General features: G+C 34.5%; 21 protein-coding genes. All 21 read right to left on the bottom strand.

Annotated features, from left to right (window positions below):
- Positions 1–299: 299 nt before the first annotated feature.
- Positions 300–2432, bottom strand: coding sequence for a DUF87 domain-containing protein (locus ABFC84_04155; protein MEN6411947.1), 2133 nt, complete (start codon positions 2430–2432; stop codon positions 300–302).
- Between the two features lies 1 nt (position 2433).
- On the bottom strand, positions 2434–3825 hold the full coding sequence (locus ABFC84_04150; GenBank protein ID MEN6411946.1) for an SIR2 family protein: 1392 nt from the start codon (positions 3823–3825) through the stop codon (positions 2434–2436).
- Positions 3826–4056: 231 nt separating this feature from the next.
- Complete coding sequence (locus ABFC84_04145; protein ID MEN6411945.1) at positions 4057–5562, bottom strand: recombinase family protein; 1506 nt, start codon at positions 5560–5562, stop codon at positions 4057–4059.
- The gene (locus ABFC84_04140) at positions 5555–5698 is read right to left on the bottom strand and encodes a hypothetical protein (GenBank protein ID MEN6411944.1); all 144 of its coding nucleotides are present in this window, start codon (positions 5696–5698) and stop codon (positions 5555–5557) included. The genes ABFC84_04145 and ABFC84_04140 overlap by 8 nt, the downstream gene beginning before the upstream one ends.
- An 80-nt stretch (positions 5699–5778) precedes the next feature.
- Complete coding sequence (locus ABFC84_04135; GenBank protein ID MEN6411943.1) at positions 5779–6177, bottom strand: hypothetical protein; 399 nt, start codon at positions 6175–6177, stop codon at positions 5779–5781.
- A 302-nt stretch (positions 6178–6479) separates the two neighbouring features.
- Positions 6480–7703: an HD domain-containing protein gene (locus ABFC84_04130; protein MEN6411942.1), complete on the bottom strand. Its 1224-nt coding sequence runs from the start codon at positions 7701–7703 to the stop codon at positions 6480–6482.
- A 159-nt stretch (positions 7704–7862) separates the two neighbouring features.
- Positions 7863–8174, bottom strand: a complete 312-nt coding sequence (locus tag ABFC84_04125; protein MEN6411941.1) for a DUF960 family protein — start codon at positions 8172–8174, stop codon at positions 7863–7865.
- Entirely contained in the window at positions 8174–8470 is a 297-nt protein-coding gene (locus ABFC84_04120) for a helix-turn-helix transcriptional regulator (GenBank protein MEN6411940.1), read from the bottom strand. Before ABFC84_04120 ends, ABFC84_04125 begins: the two co-directional genes overlap by 1 nt.
- A 305-nt stretch (positions 8471–8775) precedes the next feature.
- Positions 8776–9210, bottom strand: coding sequence for a hypothetical protein (locus tag ABFC84_04115; protein MEN6411939.1), 435 nt, complete (start codon positions 9208–9210; stop codon positions 8776–8778).
- Between the two features lie 36 nt (positions 9211–9246).
- Positions 9247–9795, bottom strand: a complete 549-nt coding sequence (locus ABFC84_04110) for a site-specific integrase (protein MEN6411938.1) — start codon at positions 9793–9795, stop codon at positions 9247–9249.
- A 437-nt stretch (positions 9796–10232) separates the two neighbouring features.
- Complete coding sequence (locus tag ABFC84_04105; protein MEN6411937.1) at positions 10233–10409, bottom strand: hypothetical protein; 177 nt, start codon at positions 10407–10409, stop codon at positions 10233–10235.
- Complete coding sequence (locus ABFC84_04100) at positions 10384–11013, bottom strand: hypothetical protein (protein MEN6411936.1); 630 nt, start codon at positions 11011–11013, stop codon at positions 10384–10386. Before ABFC84_04100 ends, ABFC84_04105 begins: the two co-directional genes overlap by 26 nt.
- The gene (locus ABFC84_04095; protein MEN6411935.1) at positions 10994–11152 is read right to left on the bottom strand and encodes a hypothetical protein; all 159 of its coding nucleotides are present in this window, start codon (positions 11150–11152) and stop codon (positions 10994–10996) included. Before ABFC84_04095 ends, ABFC84_04100 begins: the two co-directional genes overlap by 20 nt.
- Before the next feature lie 930 nt (positions 11153–12082).
- The gene (locus tag ABFC84_04090; protein MEN6411934.1) at positions 12083–13564 is read right to left on the bottom strand and encodes a DUF5906 domain-containing protein; all 1482 of its coding nucleotides are present in this window, start codon (positions 13562–13564) and stop codon (positions 12083–12085) included.
- Complete coding sequence (locus ABFC84_04085) at positions 13564–14685, bottom strand: hypothetical protein (GenBank protein ID MEN6411933.1); 1122 nt, start codon at positions 14683–14685, stop codon at positions 13564–13566. The genes ABFC84_04090 and ABFC84_04085 overlap by 1 nt, the downstream gene beginning before the upstream one ends.
- Before the next feature lie 25 nt (positions 14686–14710).
- The gene (locus ABFC84_04080; GenBank protein ID MEN6411932.1) at positions 14711–15007 is read right to left on the bottom strand and encodes a hypothetical protein; all 297 of its coding nucleotides are present in this window, start codon (positions 15005–15007) and stop codon (positions 14711–14713) included.
- Between the two features lie 226 nt (positions 15008–15233).
- Complete coding sequence (locus ABFC84_04075; GenBank protein MEN6411931.1) at positions 15234–15749, bottom strand: hypothetical protein; 516 nt, start codon at positions 15747–15749, stop codon at positions 15234–15236.
- A gap of 148 nt (positions 15750–15897) precedes the next feature.
- The gene (locus ABFC84_04070; protein ID MEN6411930.1) at positions 15898–16971 is read right to left on the bottom strand and encodes a hypothetical protein; all 1074 of its coding nucleotides are present in this window, start codon (positions 16969–16971) and stop codon (positions 15898–15900) included.
- A 177-nt stretch (positions 16972–17148) separates the two neighbouring features.
- The gene (locus ABFC84_04065) at positions 17149–17979 is read right to left on the bottom strand and encodes a hypothetical protein (GenBank protein MEN6411929.1); all 831 of its coding nucleotides are present in this window, start codon (positions 17977–17979) and stop codon (positions 17149–17151) included.
- Between the two features lie 327 nt (positions 17980–18306).
- Complete coding sequence (locus ABFC84_04060; protein MEN6411928.1) at positions 18307–18621, bottom strand: hypothetical protein; 315 nt, start codon at positions 18619–18621, stop codon at positions 18307–18309.
- A 103-nt stretch (positions 18622–18724) separates the two neighbouring features.
- Positions 18725–19045: a hypothetical protein gene (locus ABFC84_04055; protein ID MEN6411927.1), complete on the bottom strand. Its 321-nt coding sequence runs from the start codon at positions 19043–19045 to the stop codon at positions 18725–18727.
- Positions 19046–19357 lie beyond the last annotated feature (312 nt).

Below are 19357 nucleotides of genomic sequence, written 5' to 3'. Positions count from 1 at the left end.
AATTTCATTTCCCCTAATGTAATATTTCCCATAAAAAAGTAAAATTCCTGCCAAAATAATACAAATTTTAGCAGGAGTTTCCTATTATTATCTTATCCAGACCTTATTTGTACAAAACCTCCAGCGTCACCCCATTATCTTCCCTGTCATATACAATCCTATCAATCAATAACCTATAAGCCTTATTCTGCTCGCTCGCTAACATACCATCAAATTTCTTCTAAGAGAAACATATTCCAAATCATCTAAATGTCATATACATCGTGTTATCCATTTCCCCTTTCTAACTCAAAACTATTTCATTCTTCCTTATCTAACCATCTCCGTGCTACCTTTTCAAAGTCAATATCGTCAGCTTTTCCGTTAATCCAGTTATCAAAGAAATTAGGGTCATCACTATCAGGCTTGGGATTTGTATCAAACATTCTTACCTGTACAGGACTTCTAACAGCATCGCCCATTATGATTGCATGCTGCTGAGGAAGTATTGGTAACTGATTTAATATATCCTCATTTGCGGAAGAAACTAATTCGCGTACATATTTTTGGTCTTCAGGATTTTGAAGACGATGTACGATGAACGTATTGCATTGAGACAAGACCGTTTTTGATAGCTCCGAAGGTCTTTGCGAAGAAATAATTAATGACAATCCGTACTTTCGACCTTCTCTTGCAATTCTTTCAAAAACTCTTTTTGAGATAGATACTCTATCTTTATTTTGATTAATTTCAGGAATGTAATTCTGCGCTTCTTCCAAGACTAAAACGACAGGAAATTGCCCTCGTTTATCTTTATATTCATCAACTTTTTCAATCCGTTGTAGAAATTCGATTATTAATCGGCCAATCAATCCAGTCATGTTTTCAAGTACTTCATAAGGTAACAAAGACATATCTAGAATTGTCACTTGGCTAATATTATTGGGCTGACTGACATTTATGAATTCTTTTCCGTCTTGATTATGTCGGTAATTAGTGAAAATATTGCCACCCATAGAATCAGTTAGTATACCAGTGATATATTGTAAAAAGCTTGAAAGTGCGTATGGAAATTCACTTTCTCTCATCATGAACGGAATACTAACTCGTTCATCTGAATAGTAACTAGAGAGTCTCAATCTAAGACTAGACAAATACTCTTGATATTTAGAATGCGAAACCCCAATTTCATTTATAGCAGCATCGATACAATTCACAAATAGTTGTTGATAGCTAAAATACTTCGGAACATCTATGTCACAATCATTGGAAAGACCCTTTCCGCCAGTTTCTACCAATAGTTGATTAAGATTTTCGTCTATTACTTTAATCACTTCAATAATAACGGTTAAGGCGATATCGCCACCACAATGATACCCCATCTTATTGAAGCTAAGTTTTTGGGCCTCGGTTGCTAAGGATGTCGCTAATATCTGGTGAATTGCCTGAACATACTGGTTGTCATTTTTTCCTGTAGCTTCTATAATATCGGCTAATCTATTTTTCAAAAAAGCAAATAGCGTAAAGTCATTTTTTTGTAGACATTCTCGCAATTGGCTTATTTTACTTATAATTGGCTCATCTAAAACTGAAGCACTCTCTTCCGCAGATTTCTCACCTATCCTAGCAAGAGAAATAGCTTTTTTTAATATTGGAGCCTGCGTTTGTTCCGAGGGAGTAAATAAATAATCAAAATCATTGTAGTTCATGAACCAATAAGGGACTTTTAGTCCATCCTTACCAATTGTAAACGTATTTACCCTAGCTCTTATTTCCTTATTCAAAAATTGAAACGCCTTTTTATATTCTCCATTCGTATCAAAAATGATAATGTGAGCGTTCGAAGCTTTCTTCTCCACACCATCAGATTTATAGCTACCTTGAAAAATTGATTGAAATATCGTACTAATCGTGCATGACTTACCAGAACCTGTATTACCCAAAATAGCGGCGTGCTTACTGAAGAACTTATCTGGGTTAATTTTTATTTTAAATCCTGAAAATACTGGTGAAGTACCAATCGACAGAAAGTAATCCTTTTTGAAATCTATGTTTTCGCCTTTGAACCTCTGGTCAAAAATCAATTCTAAGTCTTCTTTCATCACATACCAAACAGGGTTGTCCAATATAGGAAAATTATAGACTCCTTGCAAAAACTTCCCCGAACCGTCTATAGTTCCTATCATAGTGGCAACTATAAACCGCCTAGCCTTAGGTAGAGATATAGCCCCGGTTGTAGCTTCAATTTCTGTTTCATCGTTGATTTTTACCTTGGTGATTAAAGCTACAATTTTGTCAGCACCAACAGGAAGAATTATATACGAATTTATTCGAGCGATTTCATAGATGTCTTGATAGCCGCTTTTATATAAAGTTTTAATATCCTTCTCTAGCTCAATAATTATCCTGAAGCTATCTACACTAACGACCCTCCCAATATTTCTATCAAACATATTATTCCTCATCCTCTTTAGCTTCTCTACGATATAACTTCTTAAGGGTTGTAACTACTTTCTCCCTTATGTCTATATCGTGGAAGTTCGGCATTATGTCTTTCGCAAAAATCTTGAAGTCTCCTAAATACTCCCCCTCTAAGATAATAATTCTCGGATCGCATAAGTTTTTCAACTTCTTAATTTCTTCATTGACCGTTCCGTCCCAATCCACTATAACAAGCGTAAAGCTCGGGATTGCTAATGCTTGCTTTATAATATCATTTATATGTTCGTCATAGAAGCTATAACCAATACAAAAGAGCACTGACTGGGGCTGAGTTATGGTTGTGGCAAACTGCCTAAATAACTCGGAATACGGGAAATCAAGTGTATATCCTTTTTTGTGAGATGTAGGATAAATCATCAGGTTCCCAGTTAATTCAGGCTTATCCCTGATTATCTCAATCGGCTTTTCGACTAGACCATACTGGTTGAACTCCGATGCCTCATCATTAACCCAAGTTATAGAACCATGAAGTTTAAAATATCTAATTACTCGTTCCGTTCGTCTTACTTTTCCTTCTGTTGCTGTCCCAGGATAATATAAGTCATAATCATAACTCTCGGGTCTAAATGCCCTTTTATGAAATCCGAAGAATCCATCTATGTAGTAAACTCCCAATTCATCAAAAGCATTCTCAAATGCTAAGTCATAGTTAGTCGTAAATATATTCGCTCTCCGTAAATTTAGCGGTCGTTGCAATAAAGACTTAATAAATCGCTTATGATAACAGTACTTTCCGTATGATTCCATCTCTAATATAAATTCAGTGTTCTCGGGGTTACTGGTAAACCAGTTTTCTTTTATATCGTCCAAATCGCAAAGAGTGAATAATGCCTGCTTAATAGTTATTATTAGAGTACTTAACTGTTCAGTTTTCCACGGTTTTCCCATCCCCATGTCCTTAGATTTCTCACCAATATATTGTAACGCAAGTAAAAAATTCAAGAAATCCTCTAGTGGAACATCAATCTCACTCTTGTTTCGTCTTATCTCTTCACTTTTCTGATACTGCTTGATTAACTCTTTAAATAAGTCTGAAATCGAGTCATCGCCATTAATCTTGTCCTCTATTGCTTTGGGGAAACGTCTAATAGATGTAGTTCCTAAATGTAATGATGCTCCTGTTCCAAAAAGGAAGCTCACATTGTCTAACTGTAAATAATTTTGTAAATGAATACGTATTTTGTCCTTTATTTCCTCATATTCTTTTAATTTATCTTTAAAATTAATACAGAGCATGCATTCTTCAGTATCCTTTTTTTCACAAAACTCTTTTAGCCAATCGTTACCACCAACATAATAACAGCTATTACAAAACCTTATAATTTCTTGAGCTTTTTCTTCCATTACATAACCTCCGTTGTATCGTGTACAAAGTGGAGAATAAAAATGCGAAATTTAGTGTTATTTTTCCTTTTGACAACTCATCATGAATCAATATTAGCGCGGACAAATTCAGTTAATCATTTTCTCACTATTCTAATCTTCTAATTAATAAATTTCCATGCAAACAAAGGAAACTCCTGCCAAATTAATACAAAATTTAGCAGGAGTTCCCTTTTTATTACTCATATCAATTTATTTATACAAAACTTCCAACGTCACCCCATTTTCTTCCCTGTCATATACAATCTTATCAATCAACAGCCTATAAGCCTTATTCTTCTCACTTGCCGTTGCCGCCTTACTCCATGACTCTTTAAACTCGCTCACTTTATCTTGAATGCTATCCAGCGTCACTATATCATTGTTAGCAGCCAATATCTGGCGATATTTTTCAATATCCTCCTGCGCCTCTTTCTTGTTGTTATCATAAATGGCGATTCGATCTGAAAACCGTTGTTTTGATATCGTCCCCTCTTCATACAACTCAAATAGTTTTTCTATTGCCTGTTCTGCCTGCTTTAGTTCTTTTTGTCGCACTTCCAATAATGCTTCTATTTCAACATACTGTCCATTGGTTTCATCAATCATCTCGACCGTTTCTTCATCAATTTTGGTAATCGTGCTATATAATGCATGATAAAAAGCAACATCTAATTTTCTCCCTTTTTGACTGCATCTCGTTCCGTCAGGATGAACATACTTGCATATCGCCGTCCAATAGCTTCCCTCTTTTCTTTTCGAACGGACAAATTGCATAGCATGACCACATTTAGCACAATATATCAGTCCCGATAATGGCAACATTCCATTGCGGGTTTTCTTCGGAATAATATTGTTTTGAGCAATCTTCATTACTATCAATTCATGCTCTTCTTCCGTCTTTAACGGTTCATGAGTCCCTTTGACCTTAATCCAATCTTCTTTTTCTACCAGCTTAACTGAGCCACGAATATTACGCGTCTTACCATAAATGACGTACCCTAGATGAATTTCATTAATTAATAACCGAACTACACTATTATTTGACCAGCCATGCTTATTGCGGGTTCCTGCATAGGGTGGGGCAATTTTACAGCGGTTCAGCCATTCCGATAATTTTTGTGCGCTAATACCACTCAGGAATTTATCAATAATCATCCGGTATATTTTCCGTTTTTCTTCATCGACTTCAACCTGTCTATTCTTGGGATTATATACATATGGATATGGCGGTCTGCCATTCGTCCACATTCCTTTTTTAGCACCCGCCACTTTACCCTGTTTCATTCGTTTTTTAATCATTTTGTATTCCATCTTAGCAAATATTGCCTGGAAATCAAAAAACATTTCATCCTGTTCTTCGGATAAGTCATATACCTTTTGTGGCGTGATAACATAGGTATCTGAATAAAGAAATGCTTCGCATATTTTAGCCCAATCAGCATGTTCCCCACGACCTAAGCGGTCAATATCCATAACAAGTACGCCATCATAATATCCTTCATCCACATGAGTTAATAGCTGTTGCATCTTTTGGCGTTTGGCGATACTTTCACCTGAGCCAATCTCTTCATAGCATCGATATGTCCAATTTTGAGTTTTTGCAATGGCTGTTAACGTATCACGATGTTTGGAGAGCACATCATCGTACTCTCCTTCATCCCTGGACTTCCGTAAATAGATTGCCACATGTTTAATATCACCCTGTTTTTTATTCATTAGAAGTTACTCCTTCCTCAATTTGTTCTCCATTTTGTTGATGCCGTTTGACCACTTCAAAAACAGATTGATTAAATGCTTGTAATGCCTTTCTGGATGGCTTATTTTTTTCTTTAACAATAATTTGTAGTTGCATAAAAATGTGACCCCTCTCAGTTTTTGAAGTATCTAACTGAAAAGGGCCTCAAATGTTAGCATTTATTTTTCAAAATCACTCTAAATGTTGTTCTTGGCGATAAACTCACGTTCTGTTTTCTTTAAATAGCGTATGGATCGGTCAAAAGTATAGAGATAGGAGTTTTTCAGTAATGCCAATTTCTCAATTGAACCTTCCGCAATGGCTTTTTTCATCGCCGGAATCATTTGGCTGTTGCTAATCCCATACCGTCCTGGCTCAATGATGTCTTCGATTTTTAATTCTTTTTTCTCGACTTCTTGAGTTTCAGCAGCATCGCCAATAGAAATAGAAGCATCGATGTTTTCTTGTACCGCTTCTGTTTCTTGTACTTCCTGTACCGCTTCTACCTCATAGGCTTTCAGTTCTTCTCTGTCAAAATCATCGACCATGGTTTTACCTACCTCCATCACTATTTTTCTTTTTAATCTATGTCTCATCGTTAGAATCGACTGGCTATGTTCTGGTCTACACGACATACATAAGCCAGAGCCGTCATCATTCTTTAATGAATACAATTTGCCACATATACCACATCTCGGAGTTATTGCTTTTACGTTCTTCACGCATTCACCTTCTAATTATGTAAACTTACCTGTATTTATCGTATCCTCTATCCCACCCTGCGTAAACGGTTCAGGCTATTTTTATGCAAAAAAATGAACCTCTGTCAAATTGCTGACAAAGGTTGTAATTTTAGGTGCTTCTTATGCAATCCAAACCTTTTTTATATAAGCTTTTCTCAATTTATGTAATCTTCAAAGTATGACTTATATTTTACAGTTAGTTTGCTTTCGGAAAATAGAAATGAGTATAAGTCAATAAAATAATCATCCGTCATACCTGCAATATAATCTACAACAACATCATTAGGTTCAATTTGTAAATAACCCCGTTCTCTATTTCTATAAAAATTATACAAAATTGAATAATTAATATGATGCTTGAATATTGGTGACTCATAATTCTTTTCATTTATATCATTTAATAGCTCTTCATATAAATTGAACATCATTGGCTTAATTTTGTTATCATATTCATCATTAACTTCCGGATCACGATATATTAGTTTATCATTTTCTTCCTTTAATTTACGAAAATCCTCATAAACTTCATCATTGATCTTAAGAAAATTTTGATCCAAACTATTTTTCACAACATTTGTAATCATATTTCTTATAATCTCGCTATTGCTTGTCCCCAATACAGCATTATACTTAAACGTATCTTTATGATATTTTCTAGTGCGAGCTGCATCTTGTCTATCTTTTCCAACGTAGGCAATCATATCGCTAATTCTAACTACGCATCCTTCAAGCGTACATGGTATTAACTTTGCGATTTCTTCCTTGTTTGTGTAACAAGCTTCTATCTTCCTATCAAATTCATCGAAATCATAAATTAGTATAGGTTGGTAATGAGAAAAAGCTTTTTCTCCGTTATGACAAAGTATTCCATCTAAAGTTTGCAAGCTTAAGTTGCTATTAGTAATAGTTTGCAAAACTCGAACACTATGAACATTATGATTAAAAAATCGACTTGTTTTTTCATTATATTTTTCATTCAAATACTTTTCTCCAACATGTCCAAATGGAGTATGTCCTATATCATGCCCTATAGCAATTGCCTCAATTAAGTCCAAATTTAAGTTCAGTGATTGTCCAATTGTTCTAGCAATACGTGACACTAGTTGAACATGCAAACTTCTTCGAGTAATATCATCATTTTTATAAAAAGAAAAAACTTGAGTCTTATCCGTATAACGATTATAAAATATATTATGTAATATTCGATCAACATCAATCGTAAAATTTGACCTACAATAATCTTCAGAATTTTTGTGTGGATATTTTATTATAAAATCCGAATCTTTTGTAGCATATTTAGATAAATTATCATTTCGTATTCTTTTCCGTTTTTCAAGTAGCTCGCATTGCCAGTTTTCAAATTCAAAAAAGTTAGTCATTGTGTACTCCTTCAACAAAGAAGATATTATATCCCTTATTTATAAATTTCTACAAAAAGAAAAAACTCCTGCCAAATTAGTACGTTTTTTAGCAAGAGTTCCCTTTGTTTGTATATTGAATCAAGTAGAACCTCTGTCAACATCCTGACAGAGGTAATCCTAATACTCCTCTGGTAATAGCATCATGCAATATTCTTCACTATCCATCGCCCACACTGTACCCTGTACTCGCTCTTCGACCAATAACGGAAAATAATAAATATCATTTGCTGGCGGAATTTCCTGTTTATGTATAACACTTTGTATAGCAACGCCATTTTTTTGTATAACAGATAGCTCAAAGACCTGCAAATAATCCACTTCAATTCCGGTCTTTTTCCTTCTATCAATTAATGACCAGAGTAAGAGCTGTAAATCTAGCCCCAGTTTCTCCGTAATTCCTCTTGTCGCATATCGCTTCGCAGTAAACATTAGTGATCCCGCCGATATTCTTGAAAGTATTCTTCTGTCATTGGCTTAAAAAACGCAATTACATCCATTTGCAAGGCATCAGCAATCGAAAAGAGAAAATCTAGTTTCTTCACTGCCCATACATCACTCAACGTTGTTTTAGTTGCTACATTCTGCCCTTCGACTTTTCGTATATAGATAGGAGTGCAATCCACCCGTTTTGCTAATTGCTCTTGCGATAAGTTTCTCTTTTCCCGATAAAATGCAATGTGTTTTCCCAAATCAAGATATTCCGCTTCATAGTCTCTCTGCATCATATCATCCCCCAACTACAAACACCCGTTTGTTTTTATTATTATAAATTGTTTTTTCACAAGCGAACATCGAAAGCAATAAAAAACAGCCAACAAAATAGCTGGCTATCAATCATTCCCTCAGGTTCACCACAGACACCTGTAAGCAGTTGGGTAATGGATTTATATATTACACTTCCAAGTGTAAAAGTACACTTATAGTGAATTTTTTACACCTTTTACACTTCTTTTGCGTCTAAAAGAGTTCTCTGCATCACCACTTCACTAAAAATAGCTTATTTAATAATAAATTTATTGCCTCCTCCTACCTATTTTCTGTTTTTTCCTTTGGACGTAAAAAAAATAAAGCCCTGGATTTCTCGCCAGACTTCACATCGATCTAAGAAATTAAACTGTGTTGGATATGTTGCAATAAGTGTTAGTGCTTCTTCCATATACGTTAATGCCTCGCTACGATTTCCAATTGTACGCCATACGCTGAGTGCCAATTCTTGTAAGCACCAGACTTTATCTTCTACCTCTGAAAGCCTAAAGCAATCTTTCTCCTCAGTATGTATTTCAACATCTAGTATTGATTTAAATAGTTCGATAGCAGGTGCATATTTTTTAACTCTTACCAATGCCCTTGCCAGTACCGATCGATTACGCCAGTTATTTATATCATCAACTACAATATCTGAAAGTGGAAAATGATTTTCCCTAACATATTCAATCCATGCTTGATATTCCTTTTGTGTCAGCAATAGAAACCCTCCCATATAAAATCGTTCAAAACGTTTTTATAAATTTAATGAAATGTAAACATTGTCTAGTTCTTCTTTAGTTATCCCAATATATGCCAACGTTACACTTGGTGCTGAATGGTTGAGCAATTTCTGGATACGAGTAATGTCAATGCCATTTTGATACGCATGATAACCAAATGTTTTTCGTAAACTGTGAGTCCCTATCGCTTCTTTGATGCCAACACGCTGTGCAGCTTCATTTAAAATGCGATATGCCTGAATGCGAGTTATTGGGTGAGTACCTTTTCTACCGGAAAACAAATAACCCGCCTTGACTCCTGTCGCTTTAAGATATTCATGAATGGCCTTTTTACAGGTTTCCGATAAAGGAAAATCTTTTGCCTTCCCAGTTTTTTGTTCCCTAACACTGATTCGATCCTGTCCCTGCACATCTTCCACCGTTAATTTGAGCAAATCGGAAATGCGAAGTCCTGAATTAATCCCCAGTACGAAAAGCAAGTAATCCCTGATATTCTGACCTCGTAAATACTTTTTTAAAGCATCAATCTGCTTTTTGTTTCGAATTGGTTCCACCAGTTCCATATCAGCACCCCTTCCGCCAATGTACTTCCTTTTATTGGTATTATATATTGTATTACATTCAGCGTAAACGGTCTGTATGGAAACTGGTATAAATGTTATACAAAGCCTTATACTGCCTATATTCGTGGGTATTTAGTGAAAGTAACAGAATGTACTTCTGTTACTTTCGTCATATCTTACATGCTATTAATATAATTATTATTTTTCGCACCAGCTTCAATATAATCGTGATTTCATGTAATTATGATAGTTTTTATATGATCCAGATAAATCTATTTTAAATGAGAAAATTGACCTCTGGCAATTCACTGTCAAAAGTCACTATTATAGTATCCTGAAAAAGCCTAATTTTTTACTCGTGATTTAAGTGTCACCTGTAGCGTTTCGCTGCTGATTTCGCCATTTTTTCTGGCAAGTGCCCCTACTGTAAAATGGATTTATAAATATCCTTTACGTGTTGGCACAATCGCAATTTCATTATCCCCCTCCATTTCCTCAAGTGCCCGCATTATTTCCATTTCACTAGGTTTATCCGTACATTCATTGGCAATTTCCTCTATAGATGTAGTTATTATGCTTTTTGTATCTTTAAAAAACAGTCGAATGATTTTCATTCCGGCTCACCTTATTTTTATTACGGACTACTTGCTTGATTTCACAACTGAGTTCCTCTTCTAACGCTTCTTCATATACCAATGTTATTTTATTGCTATTACGCTCATATTCAATTAATCCAACATTTTTCAGATTTCGCTTTATCTTGTCTATTTCATTAGCCGAGCATCCCACCTTTTCAGCCAGTTCGCTTTTCGTCATGTAGCAAATAAAATTTTTCTTGTCTAAATCGGTAAATCGCTTCATGATACAATATCCAATTTTAGCATTGACTGATAACGCATCATTATAGGCAATTTCCCAAGGTATTTCTGCAAAGTAAGTTTCCTCACACAAAATCGTATAGATATTGCAGCAATATTCTCCACTAATATGTTTATTTTGCTTCCGCGATATAATTTTATATTGAATAAGCGTATTAATGTGATTTGTTAACTGCCGGCCTTTAAGTCCAGTTACCTCCGATACTTTTGCCAGTGAAACTTTTATTTTCTTACTTGTCTTATTGCGAAAATGCAACAATGCCATATATACATACTTTGCATGATTCGATATGTTTAGCTCTAATAACTTATACGGCATTTTAAGGTGTCGTTGTTTCATATTGCTCCACCCCGTTTGCCTGAATATATTGCTCTAAAGCCTCATTCGCCGCCTGTTGCATCCCAATATTCTTGATCGCAGCAGCAATTCTTAATTTTTTTACCAATTCAGCATCCACATGAATTAATTTTGTCGACATATCTATTCCTCCCACTTCGAAACTACCAACGAAACATTTGTTTCATTTGTAATATAGATACATCAACCCGAAGACTTTATAATAGCTCCACAAAAATAATCTGCAGGTGCATTTGGGTATACCGCCAAATTAGCACCTGCGATTTTCATATAATAATCTGGAAGTGCATTCCAAATAATCCAGAAGTGCATTTGGAATAATCTGAGAGTGCACTCATTTCTATATATACTTTTCTCTATATATCTTCTTTTCTAGATATATACTATTTTCGCTACGCTCAAATAGTCTGCAAGACAAGCTTGCAGATCGTTGCTTTCTTTTGAGAAGCAAGCTTCTAGCTGACTGTTAACCCTTGCACAAGAACCGAAGCGCAGCGAAGGTTCTATTATCCATACCCGTGGCGCAGCCACTGATAATGATTATCACGGATAATTTCCCCCTATTAATAAATCCAGCACGATTAAATTTTCCAAGGCACTTTTTTAAAATAACCCCGCTCTCATTTCAATACTTGCCATGACATCAACCCATCCTTTACATTTTTAGCATCAGTTCATAATTTCTCAACGTACTATATAGCAGCAGTATTAAAAAATAATTATTTAATGAAATAAGTCAAACCATATCCCAATATCCTGCCTTCATAATAAAATACTGTCGCCGCCAAACTTCCGTCAAACCCCTTTCTTACACAAGAAAAAACAGCAGTTACAGTATACACACCCTTATATAAATCTTTATTTTATATCTCTATATATTTTTTTTTATTATTTAAGAGTAACTCTATTCTCTTTATACTTACACTAGAAAATAAACAAAATTATATCTGTAACCCCATCCGTAACTCCTCTGTAACCTTCAAAATAAAAAGCAATGGCTCAACCGCAACTGATTCATCAGCGCTTGTTGAGCCATTAACCACTGTTTTCCCTACCTTCCTGTCTCTTTAAATAGTTTATTCCTTTTTTCTTCTTCTAAGAGCTTTTGTCGCCATTCACTTCGAATGACAATGCCCCCAAAGCCACGCACCGATTTTCCTGCTACTTTTTTACTGCCACTTCTGCTCTTTTTTTCTAAAGTTATTAATAAATTATTAAGCTTTTTACTAAAAGTGCTTTTGATAATATCCTTTGACCCTTGTCCATGATCTACACGCCATAGTTCATAAGTCGAAAATAAATCAGATGAGCTACTAAAATCAGTTTCGCTTTCTGTAATATCCAGACACATTTCAACAAATTCCACAAGAGTGGACTCATTCTGGTAAATAAGGGCATCCCTTAATACGCCCGTTCCTGAGATTTCTCTGAAATTATTTGCTTTTAATAGATACAAGCCATGCAGCATAAACGAAATTAGCGCATCTATATTTTTCTCGAACCGAATTCTAAATGATTCACTACGGTTTTTTGAGGCTGTTGATTGACAAGTCCTAATAACGGGCATACGACGCAACACTGCTTTATCAATTGCAATTTTCGGCAACTGATTTACCGTCATAATCTGTTTAGAAAACGGTTTATAACTAAACGGTGTTTTATATTTAGGGTCAATTGTCAAATTATCACAAGCAATAATTGATTTCCATGTATCCAAACTGATTTCCCGAGAAGGAGCCTCACTCGTTATGTTTAATAACGATCCTACCAGCGTTGCCGTCTCATGGTTTCCTGTCCATTTTGATACACTAAGTTCAGTAACCACTTTTCCGAATATCTTTTTCAATGCTCCCATTAACACACCTTTACCATCTCCACCATCACCCAGAATAACTAGCCCCTGCTGGGGTTGATACTGAGGAATTAAAATGGAGGCCAAAAATTGCTGTAAATACTGTCGATCTTCATCACTGTAAAAATCCGTTAGATACTTGCCAACAAAGCTATTTTTCCAGTATTGATTAGTCAGAAATTCATCCTGAAAATCGTATTGGATTGCATACACCGCATTGTTATCTGGATCAAATTGATTTAGATAAAATTGATGACTCTTCTGGCCGAGATCAAGCAATAATGTTCCATTTTGAAAGGTTACAATTACTCTCTTATCAAAGTCGGCATTCCACTGCCATAAATCTTCACTTACAAATTGCTTTTTATTCTTGGCAATTTTAACTATCTCAGGAATTTGCTTAGATGGCACCGTTGTGTCAGCCAATTGATCCATTTTATTAAAAATATAACTTCCAACTAAATCCTTACCATTTTCCCAACGGATACCGTTCCAACCATAAAGAACATTGTTCACGAATTTAAAATCATTTTCGAAGAATAAATGTCCAAATTTTCGAAACCAATTAAGCATGAGCGCAATCATAATTAAATTTGCCCCATTAAACTGTTTGATAAAATTTGCCTTCCGAAGAGAAGCCTTTAATTTTGCTAAATTTTTCTTTTTATTATCGTTATTCATTATAAAATCCCCCTGTGTTCATATTTTATTTTTTTAGGAAATGTATTGCGGTGTAAAGCTAAATTAATTTCATATTGTATGCGCTTTAACCGATCTGACATATTTCTTCTTGTTCGAAACATATGATACCGCCTATCCATATATTGGTCACAAAAATCATAAATATCTTGTACATCAAGCTTACACAAATATAGATATTTAAATATCCACGCCTCTTTCGCGCTTGTGCTATCAAATCCATAAAGGTTGCTTTTATAGTAAGATAAATCAGTACTATCACTAAGCCATGCCATAAAGGCTGTATCTGCCTCTACTAGGCCAATATCGCCGCTACGCAAGAATGGTATGGCGGCCTTACAGCCATTATATTTTTTGGTTCTTAGGAATGCAGTATTTTTGCTTTTCCGTTTTTTCATAATATGAGAAATAATTTTGTTTCTGATGAAGGGCAGGGAATATATAGGTTGTTTCGTAAATATCATCTTCGTCCTAACCGGACTGGTTGCTATTTTCCGATTCACTGCCGGGTAAGGCGAACGCATCAAACTTGTTATGCTTTTGACTTCATTATAATAATTCCGGTTGATGCCAATTCCAATTTGAAACAACCATTCGTTAACCTGCTCTATTTGCTTTTTTGTCTGCTGTCCAATCAGATTGCTACCTACCAGCCAATAGCAATGAATACCATGACCGCTATTCATAATAATGTTAGGATTCAACTCTGCCCTTATATAATTATTTTTTATCATACTTTTGCACTCGTCTTTGCTTGCAAAGGGTAGGTCACGTTTTTTGTGACCTACCGTACCATAATCAAACTCAGCCCAAAAGCAATATAAACCTGAAACCATATCATGCGAACGGAAATTACCAGCATAAATAGCAGGAGATATAGAAAAATCATGAGCAAAACCTTCGTCTTCTATATGCGCTATAATCTCCGATATCTGCAATGGCTTAATAATTTGTCGATTTCCTTTACCATTATTATAATTATCACTAAACGCCGATCGCTCCAATAAAAAAATATTACCTTTCTCATTATGACGTCCAAACAATAAATCGAGATATTTTTCTAATGCTTGTTTATCTTGTAATGCCATGCCACTGTCAATCAAGTGCTATTCTCTCCTTTACAATTACTTAATTATCTTGTACATAGTACCCAATATCATTGATGTGATATGTAAAGTCATCAACATATTCTGCATGAATGCAAATAGGTATTTTTCCAATCATTGCATTTAATAAAATTTTACTTGCTTCATGAAAAGACCATAGCGACAACGTCTCCTTTAGCTTCATAAAGCGAAAGTCTTCATTATTAAGATTTACACAAAGCACTAAATTACCATCTACCATATTTACAGAAAAATCATGTATGTCGCCACAAAATATTAATTTCTTTGGATAATAATCGGCTAAATTTATAACATTCATACAGCATACACTCCATTCTTTTAGTTATTACCTAGCTGCTCCTTGCAGAGCAGCTAGACACCATAGTATAATCTAATTAATAGTTTTAACTTTGGCTGGATAAGCACGGCAATGCTTAATCTGGCCTTTTTATTTATCTTTAATAACTCGATAACCACCGCCTTTTTGTAAAAATTGTTTATAATTATTTGTGAAAACTTGATATTACGTTTACTGTTAAATTCAACTAAAATATGCATACTTCGCCTTGATTATATAGCCATGATGCTCTACCACCAATTTCAAGCATTTTATAAATTAAGGACATAGATAAATGTTTTCTCACTTTTTCATAATCATGAGCAATACATATAAAAGCTCCACATAACAACAACATGTCATCGGGATTATTAAAATCTAATTGAGATATATCACCAAACAAATTCCTGATATCTTTAATTACACTAATTTTTTCTTTTAGAGATTTTGCTCCTTCTATGTCAAATAAATTTGTTCTACCTATTGTAATAGGTAAAAAGCCATCTACTTTCCACTCCCTATTACTACGATGTTGATAAATAAAAACCGTATCATAAATCTTAAATTTATTTAATTCGTCAAGTAAAGCTTCATTAATTGATATATTCATAATTTTTCCATTAAGTGTTTCTGCATTAATTTCGTACTGACCATTTTTTTCTTGAACCTGGACATTTTTTAACACAATTACTTTAAAGTTTTTTTCTTTTAATTCCATTGCCATTTTTTCCTCTCTTTTTAAAAAATTTTTATATTTAATTGCGGAATAACATTAAATGCTTTGCATTTTTAAACAATCAAGGTAACCACCCCCTTTTATTAAAAATAGTTATAATAACCCTTGACTGCTATATGATAAAGAAAATTAAGCATCATTTTAACAAATTTTTAATGGGGCTACCATCTGAAGAAAATCTATTAATTTTTGCTATCTTTTTATTAAACGCTTGAACTAACTTTAATATTTTCTTTGTAGTATTTTTATCATTATCTGGAACGTACCAGATTTCACGGTTATTAATATTTAAGATTTCTGCAATTTGCTGAATTTTTTTCATCGCAACTTCTTGATCTTGCCATAAATGCATATTTTGGAATAGCATGAGTGCTGGAATAATATCTGAAGTTTCCTTACCATCTTTTGGCTCACTCGTGTCATCTGGTAATTTGATAGCACGAATAATAGCTTTCATAGATTTCTTGTCTTTTTTATATTTTGCAACAGCTTCAAGTCGTTGCTCAGGGTTATCAATTGACTCTGCAAGCAATTTTGCCTGAGTAATAGGAATTTCATTTCTTTTTACAAATTCCAGCAACTCTTTAGCATTTTCTTGAATTTTTTCAGCATATCCTAAATAGATTCGATTGGTTCCGTGCTTTTTAGCAGTTATGTCGGATGCTCTGCCTTTAACAGCAGATACAATATGTGCTAAGTCCGTCCGCATTCCCTTACGCTGTTTAGCTAATTCTCTTTCAACTTCAAGAAATTGCAGAGAAACTACTGCCCGCTGTTGACTAGTCAAATTACGATGCTGACTCTTAGCATAGAGATAGTTCAACAAGTCTTCTGGTGTTCCTAACCATTCATTTGCTAACATAGGGTGATTTAATTCCTGTTGAGCTTTTTGGCGAGTCCTACCATCAGCAATTTGGCCTTCAAAAATAATAATAGGTTCATATTGCCCATGTATCCGCATATCTTCTAAAAGGCTTTCATATTCTGCTTGAGTAGTATCTGGATAAATATTAGCAAACGGATGAGCAGTAAATTTTTCAACGGTCTCATATACGGGACCAAAGTACGAAGTAATATTATTTGAGGCTGATTCGTTAGGAGAATTTCCGTCCGTTAATTTTTGCATGTCGCTTTCATTACTTGTGTCAACGAATTGCCTTAAGTTCATTTCACTAGTAATATTTGCATTATCAAATTCAACATTTTCCATATTCTCTTCTCTCCTTAACTATTTTAGATTTAACTTACATAAAATCAGAATATTCCTAAAATTTAAAATGGACAGACCGGTAGAAGGAACTATGCTTTCCACCTAAGCCTTTGGTCTATCTGTTCGCTGCTATTTAATTGTCAAAGATCATAAGCTCTACTTCTATATTGAAATTTCTTAGTCACCCAACCGTTTAGGCTGTATTTTTTTATATAACCTTTCTAACTCTCCTTTAAAAGCACTGTTGCCTTCATCAGTTGGCTGATACCAAATTTCGGAGTTCTCAACACCTGCGGATATTAACAAGTCTCTCAACTCTCGAATTTTTTCTTTTATTAACTGTGTCTTATCATTATCTCCATCTAAATTTTTCATTACTATAAGTAATGGTTGTTGAATTTCAGCAATTTTAACTTTTTGTTTTTTCCTTGGGGTAATTAACGAAATATTATATCTGACCCCCTTTCCATCATGCATTATTTTGTTAATTATCTCTTGCCGCTGTTCTGGAGTGGCATTCGAAGCAACAATTTCAGCATCTACAACGTTAATTTTTCCATCTTCGAGTAAGGAAAATAGTTCTGTATCAGTTATGACTTTTATTGCTTTCTCAATATATGTAGTGCTTACCCCAACCATCTTTGCAATTATTTCTGCTGTTTTACCACCTTCGCTTAAATTTAAGCTAACCCCCTTTTGCTGGCGTTCCTGTGCCAATTGTCTTTGAATTGGTAGATAATTTTTTACGCCAATCGCAGCTTTTTGGCTAGGCGATAAATGCCTACGATGGACATTAAGTGCTTCTACAATTGTAGGCAGGTCTTCTTTCTTACATGGATAAGTTTCTATCTTTGGCTTAAAGGACAACTGTCCTTTTTCAGCTAGCTCTTTCATAACTAAATAACGATTGCGTCCATCGATAATTTCGTTATCAAACAAATAGATTGGATTTAGTTGTCCAGATTTTAGTAAGCTTTGTTTTAAAACCTCCCTTTCTTCTTCACTCATTAGTGGATAACGATTTGCTAATTCGTGTATTCTGTGAAATGGCAAAACAAATTTTTCAATCATTATCCTTTTATTCTCATCAATCCAAACCTTTTTTATCTTTAATCCCCCCTTTCAATGCCCTTATCATACACTTTTAAAAATCTTTTCTCTAGAAAAAAAACAATTCAATTTTTAAAATTCGCAAAAATTTTCAACAAAACTATTTGTTAATATAAAAAAACCGTCTCATCATTTTTTGAGACGGTTTCTATTGTAATATATAGATATTAAATTGTCTGAATTACTTTCTAGCCATAGCCAAATTTGCAATCTTGCTTAACCATTCTAACCTATTACTTTACGTATATCCTCTAATTTCTTTCGATTTTCTTTATGACTTGAGTATAACTGCCAAATTAGTTCTTGAATTTCGTCTATTAACTCTTTTTGGCGCTCAGTAGATTCCGACGTTATTTGGTTCAACTTCATTGTTATTTGTTTTTTTATTTCCCGTGCAGCGGTAACGCCACCATTCTTTATTGTCCAATAAACATCCCAATAATCATAATTAGAAAAATCTTCTTCCCATACTTCTTTGATTCCCTTCCCCTCTCGGGCAAGTTGAATCATTTTTTTAGAATCTTTATCATCTACAACCATAATCGTCCCCCCTAGAATGTATAACTAGGGGATTCGACAACATATTAAAATATCCTTTCGACTACTCCCAATTAAATCTATATATACTAGGTGTTACCAGCCTTCAAATCATTACTACAGCTATTGCCAATGCGCATTTTTCAACATTAGATAAATAACGATCAACCTCAAACATCACATTACCGCCACTTGTTCCTTCACGAATATAATTATCGCTTATACTAGCAATAATACTACCTCCCGATGCACCTTCTCGGATTAACTCGCCATCCAAAGATGCTAAAACTCGACCACCACTCACACCTTCCCGAACATAATTGCCGTCAATTGATACTAGTACTTCACCAGATAGATTTCGTACATATTCACCATCTAAGTATGCCAATACTTTTCCTGAAAGTGCCTCTCGAATATAACTGCTCATAGTTAATATACCTCGCTTTAATTGTAAATTATTTCCTATATAATAATTATATCAAGTACGGTCTCTGCGTAAACGGTAGTTTGCCGCTAAATGACAAAGCTTAGATAAACAAAAAAAATGAACCTCCGTCAATTTATTGACGAAAGTTCTTAACTATACTCTGCATACTACTCAGAATTACCCTGAATACCCAGAAGCACTTTAGATAGTACAGTTAATAGGAATTTATTACTGAATGATTATATATTTCTCTACGTCCTATTCCTATTATTCATGCCTTATACCATCGATTGATTTGACACATTTCAAGCA

This window comes from Veillonellales bacterium, assembly GCA_039680175.1.
In the GTDB taxonomy this organism is placed as follows: Bacteria; Bacillota; Negativicutes; order JAAYSF01; family JAAYSF01; genus JBDKTO01.
Note: the sequence above shows the minus strand (reverse complement) of the source record. Positions and strands in the feature narration are given on the sequence as shown.

Bases quoted from the DNA above. Each gene is read 5' to 3' on its own strand.
- ABFC84_04075 (MEN6411931.1), bottom strand. From the start codon at position 15,749: ATGGCAATGGAATTAAAAGAAAAAAACTTTAAAGTAATTGTGTTAAAA.
- ABFC84_04105 (MEN6411937.1), bottom strand. From the start codon at position 10,409: ATGAAAATCATTCGACTGTTTTTTAAAGATACAAAAAGCATAATAACT.
- ABFC84_04095 (MEN6411935.1), bottom strand. From the start codon at position 11,152: ATGTCGACAAAATTAATTCATGTGGATGCTGAATTGGTAAAAAAATTA.
- ABFC84_04070 (MEN6411930.1), bottom strand. From the start codon at position 16,971: ATGGAAAATGTTGAATTTGATAATGCAAATATTACTAGTGAAATGAAC.
- ABFC84_04135 (MEN6411943.1), bottom strand. From the start codon at position 6,177: ATGAGACATAGATTAAAAAGAAAAATAGTGATGGAGGTAGGTAAAACC.
- ABFC84_04065 (MEN6411929.1), bottom strand. From the start codon at position 17,979: ATGAGTGAAGAAGAAAGGGAGGTTTTAAAACAAAGCTTACTAAAATCT.
- ABFC84_04055 (MEN6411927.1), bottom strand. From the start codon at position 19,045: ATGAGCAGTTATATTCGAGAGGCACTTTCAGGAAAAGTATTGGCATAC.
- ABFC84_04080 (MEN6411932.1), bottom strand. From the start codon at position 15,007: ATGAATGTTATAAATTTAGCCGATTATTATCCAAAGAAATTAATATTT.
- ABFC84_04120 (MEN6411940.1), bottom strand. From the start codon at position 8,470: ATGATGCAGAGAGACTATGAAGCGGAATATCTTGATTTGGGAAAACAC.
- ABFC84_04145 (MEN6411945.1), bottom strand. From the start codon at position 5,562: ATGAATAAAAAACAGGGTGATATTAAACATGTGGCAATCTATTTACGG.
- ABFC84_04140 (MEN6411944.1), bottom strand. From the start codon at position 5,698: ATGCAACTACAAATTATTGTTAAAGAAAAAAATAAGCCATCCAGAAAG.
- ABFC84_04110 (MEN6411938.1), bottom strand. From the start codon at position 9,795: ATGGAACTGGTGGAACCAATTCGAAACAAAAAGCAGATTGATGCTTTA.
- ABFC84_04155 (MEN6411947.1), bottom strand. From the start codon at position 2,432: ATGTTTGATAGAAATATTGGGAGGGTCGTTAGTGTAGATAGCTTCAGG.
- ABFC84_04125 (MEN6411941.1), bottom strand. From the start codon at position 8,174: ATGTTTACTGCGAAGCGATATGCGACAAGAGGAATTACGGAGAAACTG.
- ABFC84_04060 (MEN6411928.1), bottom strand. From the start codon at position 18,621: ATGGTTGTAGATGATAAAGATTCTAAAAAAATGATTCAACTTGCCCGA.
- ABFC84_04150 (MEN6411946.1), bottom strand. From the start codon at position 3,825: ATGGAAGAAAAAGCTCAAGAAATTATAAGGTTTTGTAATAGCTGTTAT.
- ABFC84_04090 (MEN6411934.1), bottom strand. From the start codon at position 13,564: ATGAATAACGATAATAAAAAGAAAAATTTAGCAAAATTAAAGGCTTCT.
- ABFC84_04130 (MEN6411942.1), bottom strand. From the start codon at position 7,703: ATGACTAACTTTTTTGAATTTGAAAACTGGCAATGCGAGCTACTTGAA.
- ABFC84_04100 (MEN6411936.1), bottom strand. From the start codon at position 11,013: ATGAAACAACGACACCTTAAAATGCCGTATAAGTTATTAGAGCTAAAC.